At 68.0% G+C, this 12,567-nt stretch carries 9 protein-coding genes; 4 read left to right on the forward strand and 5 right to left on the reverse strand.

All coding sequences use genetic code 11. The features are described 5' to 3' along the window. Positions 1-53: 53 nt before the first annotated feature. Both AC5RWU_RS12080 and lplAB read left to right on the forward strand, forming a co-directional pair. The gene (locus AC5RWU_RS12080) at positions 54-308 is read left to right on the forward strand and encodes a type B 50S ribosomal protein L31 (RefSeq protein WP_494031136.1); all 255 of its coding nucleotides are present in this window, start codon (positions 54-56) and stop codon (positions 306-308) included. Positions 309-415: 107 nt separating this feature from the next. After that, positions 416-1,498, forward strand: coding sequence for a lipoate-protein ligase LplAB (gene lplAB, locus AC5RWU_RS12085; protein WP_494031135.1), 1,083 nt, complete (start codon positions 416-418; stop codon positions 1,496-1,498). Positions 1,499-1,530: 32 nt separating this feature from the next. Here the strand turns inward: lplAB and pepN are convergent, their stop codons facing one another. The 3 genes from pepN to glgC all read right to left on the reverse strand — a co-directional run bounded on the left by pepN (position 1,531) and on the right by glgC (position 7,013). After that, positions 1,531-4,140 (reverse strand): aminopeptidase N, encoded by a 2,610-nt coding sequence (gene pepN, locus AC5RWU_RS12090; protein WP_494031134.1) that lies wholly within the window; start codon positions 4,138-4,140, stop codon positions 1,531-1,533. 28 nt (positions 4,141-4,168) lie between these two features. Next, positions 4,169-5,614 carry an SDR family NAD(P)-dependent oxidoreductase gene (locus AC5RWU_RS12095; protein ID WP_494031133.1) on the reverse strand — a complete coding sequence of 482 codons (1,446 nt, stop codon included), beginning with the start codon at positions 5,612-5,614 and terminating at the stop codon, positions 4,169-4,171. Positions 5,615-5,738: 124 nt separating this feature from the next. Further along, entirely contained in the window at positions 5,739-7,013 is a 1,275-nt protein-coding gene (glgC, locus tag AC5RWU_RS12100) for a glucose-1-phosphate adenylyltransferase (protein WP_494031132.1), read from the reverse strand. 104 nt (positions 7,014-7,117) lie between these two features. Between glgC and glgA the strand changes: the two genes are divergently transcribed. Continuing rightward, on the forward strand, positions 7,118-8,311 hold the full coding sequence (gene glgA, locus AC5RWU_RS12105) for a glycogen synthase (RefSeq protein ID WP_494031131.1): 1,194 nt from the start codon (positions 7,118-7,120) through the stop codon (positions 8,309-8,311). Here glgA and AC5RWU_RS12110 read toward each other — a convergent pair. Next, the gene (locus AC5RWU_RS12110) at positions 8,293-10,428 is read right to left on the reverse strand and encodes an acyl-CoA dehydrogenase family protein (protein WP_494031130.1); all 2,136 of its coding nucleotides are present in this window, start codon (positions 10,426-10,428) and stop codon (positions 8,293-8,295) included. The genes glgA and AC5RWU_RS12110 overlap by 19 nt on opposite strands. After that, positions 10,425-11,174, reverse strand: a complete 750-nt coding sequence (locus AC5RWU_RS12115) for a TetR/AcrR family transcriptional regulator (RefSeq protein WP_494031129.1) — start codon at positions 11,172-11,174, stop codon at positions 10,425-10,427. Before AC5RWU_RS12115 ends, AC5RWU_RS12110 begins: the two co-directional genes overlap by 4 nt. Before the next feature lie 63 nt (positions 11,175-11,237). Here AC5RWU_RS12115 and AC5RWU_RS12120 point away from each other — a divergent pair, with 63 nt between their 5' ends. Further along, positions 11,238-12,566, forward strand: a complete 1,329-nt coding sequence (locus AC5RWU_RS12120; RefSeq protein ID WP_494031128.1) for an acetyl-CoA C-acetyltransferase — start codon at positions 11,238-11,240, stop codon at positions 12,564-12,566. The last annotated feature ends 1 nt before the right edge of the window (position 12,567 follow it).

Consider the following 12,567-nt stretch of genomic DNA (forward strand, 5'->3'; position numbering starts at 1 on the left):
ACTTTCCACCGACAGTGCCTGGCAAAATCCAGGCAACTACAGAAGGTATTACCGTGAAGACTGATATCCACCCCACTTACAACGCGGTTGTGTTCAACGACCTGGCGTCCGGCGTCAAGTTCCTGACCCGTTCCACCGCCACCTCCGACAAGACCATCGAGTGGGAAGACGGCAACACCTACCCGGTCATCGACGTGGAAATCTCCGCCGAGTCCCACCCGTTCTACACGGGCAAGCAGCGCATCATGGACGCCGCCGGACGCGTGGAGCGCTTCAACGCCCGCTTCAAGAACTTCGGCAAGAAGTAACCTCCCGCTGGGTCATACGCGTTATACATTGAAAGGGTCCGCCCGGCCGCACAGGCCGGCCGGGCCCTTTCGCATCGGATTTCCACGTTGCTTTTCCAGGAGGACGGATGTCAGCAGGCGGCACGGTGAGTGACGGCCATCGGCACGGCGAGTACAAGGTGCTCGGCGGAAAGCTGGTCGTGGCTGATTTCGACGTGGTTGACCACAGGCTGGCGAACGTGTCCATCAGCGGCGACTTCTTCCTGGAGCCGGACGAGGCCCTGCTGGACATCAACCGCGGGCTGACCGGACTGCAGGCCGGTACCTCCGCCGAGGACTTCGCCAAAGCGGTGGAAGCCGCCCTGCCGGCGGACGCGGTGCTGTTCGGCTTCTCCGCCCACGCAGTGGCCGTGGCGGTGCGCCGCGCGCTCTCCCAGGCCACCGGCTGGGCCGACCACAGCTGGCAGGTCATCCCGCCCAGCGTGCTGCCCACCCGCATCAACGTGGCCCTGGACGAAGTGCTGACCGAGGAGGTCGGGGCCGGCCGGCGCCATCCGACCCTGCGGTTCTGGGACTGGGCCGAACCGTCGGTGGTGATCGGCAGCTTCCAGTCCCTGCGCAACGAGATCGATCCCGCGGGGGCCGAGAGGCACGGCATTACTGTGGCGCGGCGGATCAGCGGCGGCGGCGCGATGTTCATGGAGGCAGGCAACTGCATCACCTATTCGCTGTACCTGCCGCAGACCCTGGTGGACGGCATCAGCTTCGCGGATTCCTATCCGTTCCTGGACAGCTGGGTGATGGCGGCGCTGGAGGAACTGGGCATCAAGGCCTGGTACCAGCCGCTCAACGACATCGCCACGGACCAGGGCAAGATCGGCGGTGCGGCGCAGAAGCGGCTCGCCAACGGCGCGATGCTGCACCACGTGACGATGTCCTACGACATCGACGCGGACAAGATGATGGATGTGCTGCGGATCGGCAAGGAGAAGCTGTCGGACAAAGGCATCCGCAGCGCGAAGAAGCGCGTTGACCCGCTGCGCCGGCAGACCGGTGCCAGCCGGAAGGACATCATCGATACCATGGCCCGGACTTTCACGGACCGCTATGCTGCCCACGTCTCCGGTATCACCGAGGACGAACTGGCCAAGGCCAAGGAACGGGTGGAGACCAAATTCGGCACCCCGGAGTGGATCGCCCGCGTACCGTAGCCGGCCGGAGCCCGCGGGCTCCAGCCCGCAGCTCAGCCCTTCGCCTGGGCGGCCAGCGCTCTGACCAGCTGGTCCCGCTGCTCGATCACGATCCGGCGCAGTGCCGCGGGCGCTTCGGTGTTGCCGGCCAGCCAGGCCGCGGCCTGTGCCGCCACCGGATGGCCCTCCGGGGTCTGGCCGTCGGCCAGGTCCTGCTCCAGGGGAAACAGGCCGCGCACTACGCGGGTGGCCAGCTCGATGCTCCTGGTCTCCCAGACGGTCCGCAGCGAAGCGAAGTAGTCGTCCCGGTAGCCGTCCGCCAGCTCCGGCCCGCTGGCGCCGAAGCCCTCGATCGTGGCGCTGAGCAGCTCGTTGGACAGCTCATTGCCGTGGACCGCGCTGCGCCAGGCGTCCGCCTTCACCGCGGGCAGCGGGCGGGCGGTCATCGCCGTCCGGTGGCCGACGCGTCCGGCGCCCGTGTTGTCCCGGGCCAGTTCCGCCTCGAGCTCTTCCGCTCCGGCGGCGCCGGTGGCCGCCAGCGCCTGCCACAGTTTCCACCGCAGCTCCGCGTCCAGTGCCAGCCCCTCAATGGTCTCCCGGCCGGACAGCAGTCCGGCGATCAGCTCCCGGAGCGCCGGCGTGCGGCGTCCCAGGGCAGCCGCGGTGCGTGCCCAGACCAGCTGCAGGTCGCTGCCGGGTCCGGTCGCCTTGAGTTCCCGGACGACGACGGCGGCGAGCGCCTCGCGGGCAGCGTCCCGCCGGCGGCGTGGACAGTAATGGTCGATGGCGTAGCGGGCGTTGTCCAGCAGTACCTGCAGCACACCGACGCCGTCCTCGCGGGGTCCGAAGTGCTGCACGGCGTCCACGTATTCATCGGCCGGCAGGATGGCGTCGCGGGTGGCGGACCACAGCGCGGTCCAGCAGCTGGCCCTCGCCAGCGGGTCGTCGAGGCGGTCCAGGCCGGCCAGCAGTGTCTGCAGCGACGGTTCGTCGAAGCGGATCTTCGCGTAGGTCAGGTCCTCGTCGTTCACCAGCAGAAGTGCGGGCCGCGGCACTCCGGCCAGTGCGGGAATTGCGGTGCGTTCGCCGGCGGCATCCACGTCGACGGAGGCTGTCCGCACCAGCCGCCCGCCGGCGTCGTAATCGTAGAGTCCCACTTTGAGCCGGTGGGGACGGAGCTGTGCTTCGCCGGTCACCGGATCGCGCGCGTCCTGGACCAGGACGGCGGACCGGAACCGGCCGGCGTCGTCCACGGTGAACTCGATGTCCAGAGCGGGCACGCCGGCGGACTGCAGCCACAGCCGGGCCCAGTCTCCCATGTCCCGCCCCGAGGCCTCGCTGAGCACGGACAGCAGGTCGGCCAGCGAGGTGTTGCCGTACGCGTGGTCGCGGAAATAGCGCCGGGCAGCGGCGGTGAAGGCATCGAAGCCGACGAAGGCGACCAGCTGCTTGAGGACCGCGGCGCCCTTGGCATAGGTGATGCCGTCGAAGTTCTGCTTCGCTGCTTCCAGATCGGGGACGTCCGCCACGATCGGATGGGTGGTGGGCAGCTGGTCCTGGACGTAGGCCCAGGCCTTGCGGCGGTTCGCGAAGGTCACCCAGGCCGTGCTCCATTCGGTGGTTTCCGCGACGGCTAGGGTGCCCATGAAATCCGCGAAGGATTCCTTCAGCCACAGGTCATCCCACCAGGACATGGTGACCAGGTCCCCGAACCATATGTGCGCCATCTCGTGCAGGAGGGTCGTGGCCCGCGCCTCGTACTGGGCGGCGGTCGCCCTGCCCCGGAAGACGTAGTTCTCCGTGAACGTCACCAGTCCGGGGTTCTCCATCGCACCGAGGTTGTATTCCGGGACGAAGGCCTGGTCGTATTTGCCGAAGGGGTACGGGTACTGGAAGAGATCGTGGAAGAAATCCAGGCCGCGCTTGGTAACGGCGAAGATGCGTTCCGGGTCGAAGGCTGCGGCCAGTGACGCCCGGCAGTAGGCGGCGAGGGGGACCTCCAGGACGCCGCCGTCCTCGAGGATCCGGCTCCAGCGGTCCTGCGCTGCGTGGTAGGGGCCGGCCAGGACGGCGGTGATGTAGGTGGAGATGCGCTGCGTCGGGGCGAAGTCCCAGCGCGAGAAGCCGGGCGTTTCCGGCAGCTGGCGGCGGGCGGCTTCGGCGCCGTTGGACACGACGGTCCAGCTGCTGGGCGCCGTGACGTGGAAGGTGAAGGCGGCCTTGAGGTCCGGCTGTTCGAAGTTCGCGAAGACCCGGCGGGCGTCGGCCGGTTCGTACTGGGTGTAGAGGTAGGTCTGCCCGTCGGCCGGGTCCACGAAGCGGTGCAGGCCCTCGCCGCTGCGGCTGTACAGGGCCGTGCCGGCGACCTCGAGGCGGTTCTCCTGCTGCAGCTCCGGCAGCCGGATCCGGGCACCGTCGACGACGTCGGCCGGATCCAGCCTGCTGCCGTTGAGGACTACGCTGTCGATGCCGCCATGGATGAAATCAAGGAAGGTTTCAGCGCCGGGTTCACTGCAGCTGAAGGTGATGAGGCTGCGCGAGGCGAAGCCGGCGGCGTCCGGATCCGGAGCCGTCCGCAGGTCCAGCGAGACGTCGTACCCATGGACGGTGAGGAGGGCGGAGCGCGCCGCCGCTTCGCCGCGGCTCAGATTCTCATTGGTCACCCGGCCAGTCTAGCGGCGGCGCCCGCCGTCACCACGGAGACGGCTTGTAGTCCTTGAGGAAGCAGCCGTAAAGGTCCACGCCGGCCTCGCCCTGGACCACGGGATCGTAGACGCGGGCGGCGCCGTCGACCAGGTCCAGCGGGGCGTGGAAGCCTTCCGCGGCCAGCCGCACCTTGGTCGGGTGGGGCCGTTCGTCGGTGATCCAGCCGGTGTCCACGGCGGTCATCAGGATTCCGTCCGTCTCCAGCATCTCCTTGGCGCTGGTACGCGTAAGCATGTTCAGCGAAGCCTTGGCCATGTTCGTGTGCGGGTGTCCCGGGCCCTTGTAGCCGCGGGAAAACTGCCCTTCCATCGCGGAGACGTTGACCACGTACTTCCGCCGCGCCGGCGAGGCTGCCATGGCCTGCCGGAGACGGCTCACCAGCAGGAAGGGTGCTGTGACGTTGCACAGCTGCACCTCCAGCATCTCCAGCGGGTCCACTTCCTCCACCGACTGGACCCAGCTGTTGGTATGGTGCAGGTCCGGTACCAGCCCGCCGGCGTCGATCGCGGTGCCCGCAGCGATCCGGTCCAGGCTGGCCGAGCCGGCGGTCAGCGCCAGGGAGGTCACGGCGTCGCCCGCCAGCACCGGATGCTCCGCGATGCTGCCGGCCAGCGCGATGGGATGGGCATCGTGCGTGTGGCCGAAGGTCACAAGCTGGGGGCCGCCGTTGGATTCAAGCGCGGCGGCCGGCAGCGGTTCGCTTTCGGCCTCGACCAGCGGCCGGTAGGCGGTGCCGGAACGGCGCACGGTCTGGGCGGCGTTGTTGATCAGGATATCCAGCGGCCCGGCGGCGGCAACGGAATCGGCCAGCGAGATGACCTGGGCGGGATCGCGCAGATCGATGCCGACGATCCGCAGCCGGTGCAGCCAGTCCGCCGAATCCTCCATGGCAGCGAACCGCCGGGCGGCGTCCTTCGGAAAGCGGGTGGTGATGGTGGTATGCGCGCCGTCGCGCAGCAGCCGCAGGGCGATGTACATGCCGATCTTGGCCCGGCCACCGGTCAGGAGGGCACGCTTGCCGGTCAGGTCGGTCCTGGCGTTCCGCTTGGCGTGGCTGAACGCGGCGCAGTCCGGGCACAGCTGGTGGTAGAAGGCATCCACCTGGGTGTACGGCTGCTTACAGATGTAGCAGGGCCGAGGGCGGATCAGCGTTCCGGCGCTGGCTCCGGGGGCATTCGAGGTCAGCGGGATGCCGAGCGTTTCATCGTCGATCCGGTCGGGGGAACCGGTTGCCGTCAGGGCCACCACGGCCTTGTCGGCGGCCGAGACCGCGTCCCGCTTGGTGGTCCGGCGGACTTTCTTCACGGACTTGAACATCTTGGACGTGGCACGGCGGACCGCGACATAGTCAGGGTGGTCCTCGTCGAGGTTGTGGATCTCGGAGAGCACGCGCAGGCAGGTCTCCAGGTCGTCGCGGTTCAGCTGGCTCATGGGTAGTGTCACTTCTGCGGCAGGAGTATGAAAATGCCATATGACTCTACCGTGTCCGCACCCCGGTAACCGAAACGGCCGGCGGGGTGCACCCGCCGGCCGGAACGGTTACCGCAGAACAGCCCTAGACGGTGCGGACCGCCTCGCCGGCCAGGTCGCCGGCAGGGACGACCTGCCCCTTGGTCAGCACGGTCAGGCCGGAATCGGTCACCGTGAATCCGCGCGCCAGGTCCAGCTCGCGGTCGACGCCGACCGTCGCGCCGGCGGGGATCCGGACGTTCTTGTCGATAATGGCGCGCTTGACGATGGCGCCGGGACCGACGGTTACCTTGTCCAGGAGCACCGAGCCGCTGATCCTGGCGTTTTCATCGACGAAAACGTCGTGGCTGAGCACCGAGTCGTTGACGTCGCCGCCGGAAATGACGGCACCGCTGGAGACGATCGAGTCGCAGGCGCTGCCTGCCGCGCCGCTGGCGCCGCGGACCAGCTTGGCCGGCGGCGCGATGTTCTGGCGCGTGTAGATCGGCCATTCGTTGTTGTAGAGATTGAAGGCCGGCATCGGGGAAATCAGGTCCATATGGGCGTCGTAGTAGGCATCCAGGGTCCCTACGTCGCGCCAGTACTGGCGGTCGCGTTCGGTGGCGCCGGGGATGTCATTGGCGGTGAAGTCGTAGACGGCCGCATCGCTGCGTTCCACGAAGTAGGGGATGATGTCCCCGCCCATATCGTGCTTGGTCTCCAGCCGTTCCGCGTCCTTCTTGAGCGCCTGGACCAGGGCATCGGCGTCGAACACATAGTTGCCCATGGAAGCAAGGAAGCTGTTGGGATCGTCCGGAAGCCCCGGGGTCGAGGCCGGCTTCTCCACGAACCGCGCAATTCGGCGGGGATCGGCCGGGTCAGTCTCGATGACACCGAACTGGTTCACCAGGGACAGGGGCTGGCGGACCGCGGCGACACTGACCGAAGCGCCGGTCGCCTGATGCGCGGTCACCATCTGCTCGAAGTCCATCCGGTAGACGTGGTCGGCGCCGATGACGACGACGATGTCCGGCTCGGCGTCATGGATCAGGTTCAGGGACTGGTAGATGGCGTTCGCGCTGCCCAGGAACCAGCTCTTGCCGACGCGCTGCTGGGCGGGCACGGAGGCAATGTAGTTCTGCAGTTGAGTGGACAGCCGCCAGGTCTCGGAAATGTGGCGGTCGAGGCTGTGGGACTTGTACTGGGTCAGCACCACGATCTGCCGGTACCCGGAATTGACCAGGTTGGACAGCGCGAAATCGATCAGCCGGTAGCTGCCCGCAAACGGAACTGCCGGCTTGGCCCGGTCCGCGGTCAAGGGCATCAGCCGCTTGCCCTCACCGCCGGCCAGCACAACCGCCAATACCTTCTTCAAAGCCATGAAAACATCCCCTGCACCGTCGTGTTGTATCCAGCTTGTTCCGGGGAGGACCCCTTGAACTTCACACTAGATCACATTCTCCGGTCTGGACTACGTTAGGTTGCGTGCGCGTAGACATTGTGACGAAAGAATTCCCACCAGAGATATACGGCGGAGCGGGGGTCCATGTAGCTGAACTCAGCCGGGTCCTGGCCGCCCAGGTCGACTTGCGGGTCCGGTGCTTCGGCGCCGAACGTCCCGCCGACTACCACGGCGCCAAGGTCCAGGCCTACGGCGTCCCGCAGGAACTGGCCGCGGCCAACGCCGCCGTCCAGACGCTCGGCGTGGATCTGGGCATCCTGTCCGACGTGGCCGGGGCGGACCTGGTCCATTCCCATACCTGGTACGCCAATATGGCCGGCCATCTGTCCTCGCTGCTGCACGGCATCCCGCACGTGCTCAGCGCCCACAGCCTGGAGCCCCTGCGTCCGTGGAAAGCGGAGCAGCTCGGCGGCGGCTATGCGCTGTCCTCCTGGGTGGAGAAGACCGCCTATGAGGCGGCTGCGGCCATCATCGCGGTCTCGGACGGCATGCGCCGGGACATCCTGCGCAGCTATCCCCAGGTGGATCCGGCCAAGGTGAAGGTGGTCCATAACGGCATCGATGTCTCGCTCTGGCAGCGGGACGAAAACGACAACGTCGTCCGCTCCCTGGGCATCGATCCGGAACGTCCCAGCGTGGTGTTCGTGGGCAGGAACACCCGCCAGAAGGGCGTGCCGTACCTGCTGCGCGCCGCCGCGAAGCTTCCCGCGGACGTGCAGCTGGTGCTCTGCCTGGGTGCCGCCGACACTCCGGAACTGGCCGCGGAAACGGCCGAACTGATCGAGCAGCTGCGCCGCGGGCGCGAAGGCGTGGTGTTGATCGAGCGGATGCTGCCCCGCAACGAGCTGATCCAGGTCCTCAGCCATGCCACTGCCTTTGCCTGCCCGTCGATCTATGAACCGCTGGGCATCGTGAACCTGGAGGCGATGGCGTGCGGTGCCGCCGTCGTCGCCAGCGCCACCGGAGGTATCCCGGAGGTAGTCGACGACGGCGTCACCGGCACCCTGGTGCCGCTGGAGCAGCTGACCGACGGCACCGGCACGCCGCTGGATGCGGAGCAGTTCGTGACGGACTTCGCAGCGGCGCTGACCGCCGTCGTTTCCGATCCGCAGCGGGCGCGGACGATGGGGGAGGCCGGCCGCCGCCGGGCGGAGCAGCACTTCTCCTGGGATTCCATCGGCCAGGCCACCCTGGACGTCTACCGCTCCGTGCTGTAGGCATCCGTGCTATAGGTACCTGAAGCCGCCCGGGCTTCGCGCATGGCGCGGGCCCGGGCGGTTTTTTCGTCCACCGGCGCGGTGCCGCTGGCCCGCTGGTCCCGCTGGTAGGCCATGGCTTCGTCCTGCCGCTGTTGTTCCGCCCCGGAGGCGATCGGTGCGCGCAGGTGGCGCTCGTCGTAGCCGAAGGCGTTGACGAGATCCAGCGCATGCGGGCGGAGCCTGGCCAGCAGGCGGTTGATGTACTCGCCCAAGGTGCGTGCACGCTGTCCGGAAAGCCGTCCGTACATCAGGTACCAGGCCAGGTTCTTTTCGATCAGGCCCAGGCCGAAGAGGTCGCGGACCCAGGTCAGCACCTGGCGGGTGCCCGCGTCCTGGATGTCCGGCAGCGCGCTGGTGAAGGCCTCCCACTGGAGCAGCTCGGCATGGGCCCTGGCGGTCTCGACCAGTTCGTTCTGGTGCCGGTTGAACAGCGCCGCCGCTTCATCCTGGGGCAGCCGGCCGACGCCTTTGAGGGCCTGCGCAATCTCGCCGATCATGGCCTGGACCCGGTCCGTCAGCAGCTGGCGCTGGGTCTCCGGGTCCCGCAGTGCGATGGCGGACTTTTTCTCCGAACCGGTGTCCACCATGGTCTGGGCCATCTGGCGCAGCCCGGTGCGGTGCAGGGTCAGGCTGGCCGCCTGTCCCGCGACAAAGCGTGCGAGCGCGCCGAAGTTCATATTCCGGTACTCTTTTCCCAGATCCGCCAGCAGCCGCTTGGCCACCAACTGGAGCAGGACTGTGTTGTCGCCCTCGAAGGTGGCGTAGACATCCAGGTCGGAGCGCAGCGAGGCGAACCGGTTCTCGATCAGGAAGCCCGCCCCGCCGCAGGCCTCCCGGCATTCCTGCAGGGTATCCAGGGCGTGCCAGGTGGACAGTGGCTTCAGTGCCGCGGCCAGGGTCTCCAGGTCCTGGCGGTCCTCATCGGTGTCGTGGGCGCCGGAGAAGACATCATCGAACTTCCGCAGCAGTTCCTCGTGGGCGAAGGCGGCGGCATACGTTGTGGCGATCCGCGGCAGCAGGCGGCGCTGGTGCCGCTGGTAGTCCAGCAGCACCTCTTCGGTGGTGCTGGAGGAGGAGTTGAACTGGCGGCGCTCGGAGGCGTACCGCACGGCGATCTGCAGCGCCACCTTGCTGGCGGCCACCGCTGCGCCGTCCAGGGAGACCCGGCCCTGCACCAGGGTGCCGAGCATCGTGAAGAAGCGCCGTCCGGGGCTTTCGATGGGGGAGCTGTAGCTGCCGTCCGCCGCCACGTCGCCGTAGCGGTTGAGCAGGTTGGTGCGCGGGATCCGGACCCGGTCGAAGTGCAGGCGTCCGTTGTCGACGCCGTTGAGCCCGCCCTTGATGCCGTCGTCGTCGCCGCCGACGCCGGAAAGGAAGTTCCCGTCCGCGTCGCGGATCGGCACGTAGAACGCGTGCACGCCGCGGTCAACGCCCTGGGTGACCAGGTGGGCGAAGACGACGGCGGCGATGCCGTCTGTGGCCGCATTGCCGAGGTAGTCCTTCCAGGCACCCCGGAACGGGGTATGGATGACGAATTCGTCCGTCGCCGGATCGAACGTTGCCGTGGTGGCGATGCTGGCCACGTCCGAACCGTGGCCGGTTTCGGTCATGGCGAAGGCGCCGGGAATCGACAGGTTCATGATGCCCGGCAGCCACTTGTCGTGGTGTTCCTCGGTCCCCAGATGCATGACAGCCGAGCCGAACAGGCCCCATTGGACGCCTGCCTTGATCTGCAGCGACGGATCGGCGACCACCAGCTCCTCGAAGCCGGCGATGTTGCCGCCGTGGTCATCGGCGCCGCCGAGGCGGGCAGGGAAGGCCCGGTGGACGGCTCCATAGCCGACCAGGAACCGCAGCTGCGCGGTAATGCGCCGGCGGTGCTCGGTGTGGGTCAGCCCTTCGATCTTGTGGGTTTCCGGACGGGCCGCGAGTTCGCGCGCTTGGCGCCGCACCGCGGCCCAGGTGCCCAGCAGCTGCTCACCGAGCGCCGCGACATCGACGACGGCCCGGTCGTCGTCCCGGATGGCTGCGGTGGCGGGTACTTTGACGGTGCGCTGTTCGGCTACTTGCGTCATTGCCTGTCCTTTTCAGTCGTCTTGTCCAGGTCCTTGTCGAGGCTGAAGGGTGCGGGCACCGACGCGGAGATGCCCCGGTACAGCCAGTCGGTCAGCCGTTCGGCCATCTGCTCCTGCGATGGTTTGCCCGGTCCGTCCGGGGTGCTCAGCCACAGCTCACCGGCGGCCCGCACCATGCCAATGGCGCCCGTCGGCCAGAACAGCGCCGCGTCGTCCATGCCGCCGCCCGGTGCCAGGTAGGCCCGCATTGGCTTGGCCATCATCGCCGTGATGGCGGCGAAGAAATCGCTCAGGGGCCGCGAGCTGTCCGGATCCGCCGGATTGCTGAGGGCGTCGGCAGCGCCGGTCCGGGTGACAAAGGCGTAGACATTCGGTGAGGTCGAGGCCAGCTGCAGGTAGGCGGCCACCATGGCATGCAGCCCCTGCCGCGGCGTGGTCGCCGTCCGGGCCGCGTCCAGGACCTTCTCCTGCAGCTGTGCGATGACCACCTCGCCCATCGCACGCTGCAGCCCCGCCTTGTCCCCGAAGTAGCGGTAGAAGACGGACTTGGACGTGCCGGCGGCGGCGGCGATGTCCTCCATCGACGCGGTGTAGCCCAGCCGGTGCACGGCGCGGCGCGCTGTCCTGATGAGCTCACGACGGCGGCTGGTGCGGTGGGCGTCCCACCGCACCGAGCGTCCGTCCCCGGATACGGCGGCTGCTGATGGGACGGGCACGCCGGCAGGAATCAGTGCTGGGCTGTTCACGATACCCAGCGTATCAAGTACGCTGGGTATCGGTAACTGTGAGGACCCGAAGGAGACCGTTCCATGCCTGCAGAATCCCCGGAACAACCGGCATCCACCGTGCGCACGGCCGTGATCATCGGCGGGAACCGGATCCCGTTCGCCCGGGCCGGCGGCGCCTACGCCCATAGCTCCAACCAGGACATGCTGACCGCGGCCCTCGACGGGCTCGTTGCCCGCTTCGGTTTGCAGGATGAGCGCATCGGTGCGGTGGCCGCCGGCGCGGTGCTGAAGCATTCCCGTGACTTCAACCTGACGCGGGAGGCTGTCCTGGGCTCCGCTCTCGCGCCGGAAACGACGGCCTACGATGTCCAGCAGGCCTGCGCCACCGGCCTCGAGACGGTCGTCGGGCTGGCCAACAAGATCCGGCTCGGACAGCTCGAATCGGCCATCGCCGGAGGTGTTGATTCCGCTTCGGATGCGCCGATCGCCGTCAGCGAGGGCCTGCGTACGGTGCTGCTGGACCTCTCCCGCGCCCGTACGGCCAGCCAGAAGCTGGCCGCCGTCAGCAGGCTGCGCCCCAAGGACCTGGCGCCGCATGCTCCCAGCACGGCGGAACCGCGGACCGGATTGTCCATGGGCGAACACCAGGCCCTGACCACGGCGCACTGGAACATCAGCCGCGAGGCACAGGACGAACTGGCCCTGGCCAGCCACCGGAACCTGGCCGCCGCCTATGACAGCGGATTCTTTGACGACCTGGTGACGCCCTACCGTGGACTGTCCAAGGACGGGAACCTGCGTCCGGACACCTCCTTGGAGAAGCTGGCGAAACTGAGCCCCGTGTTCGGCCGGAGCCTGGGGGACAGCGCCACCATGACGGCGGGCAATTCGACGCCGCTGACCGACGGAGCGTCCGCGGTCCTGCTCGGCTCGGAGGACTATGCGGCGGCACACGGTCTGCCGGTCCTGGCGGAATTCGTTGACGCGGAGGCCGCCGCCGTCAACTTCGTCCACGGCAAGGAGGGCCTGCTCATGGCACCGGTCTACGCAGTTCCGCGGCTGCTGCAGCGCAACGGGCTTACGTTCGAGGATTTCGATTTCTTCGAAATCCACGAAGCCTTCGCCGCCACCGTGCTGAGCCACCTGGCGGCCTGGGAAAGCGACGAATTCTGCCGCACCCGGCTGGGACTCGACGGCGCGCTGGGCAAGGTGGAGCGCAGCAAGCTGAACGTGAACGGCTCATCCCTGGCCGCCGGGCACCCGTTCGCCGCCACCGGGGGCAGGATCGTCGCTTCGCTGGCGAAACTGCTCCACGAGCAGGCCCGGAACACGGGCCGCCGCGGACGCGGCCTGATTTCCGTCTGCGCGGCAGGCGGCCAGGGCGTCGCGGCCATCCTGGAGGCCCGGTAGC

The organism is Arthrobacter sp. B0427-1-12 (assembly GCF_059092905.1).

Coding starts and splice junctions, on each gene's coding strand:
- AC5RWU_RS12095 (WP_494031133.1), bottom strand. CDS start 5,614: ATGAGCCAGCTGAACCGCGACGACCTGGAGACCTGCCTGCGCGTGCTC.
- AC5RWU_RS12110 (WP_494031130.1), bottom strand. CDS start 10,428: ATGACGCAAGTAGCCGAACAGCGCACCGTCAAAGTACCCGCCACCGCA.
- AC5RWU_RS12120 (WP_494031128.1), top strand. CDS start 11,238: ATGCCTGCAGAATCCCCGGAACAACCGGCATCCACCGTGCGCACGGCC.
- lplAB (WP_494031135.1), top strand. CDS start 416: ATGTCAGCAGGCGGCACGGTGAGTGACGGCCATCGGCACGGCGAGTAC.
- glgC (WP_494031132.1), bottom strand. CDS start 7,013: ATGGCTTTGAAGAAGGTATTGGCGGTTGTGCTGGCCGGCGGTGAGGGC.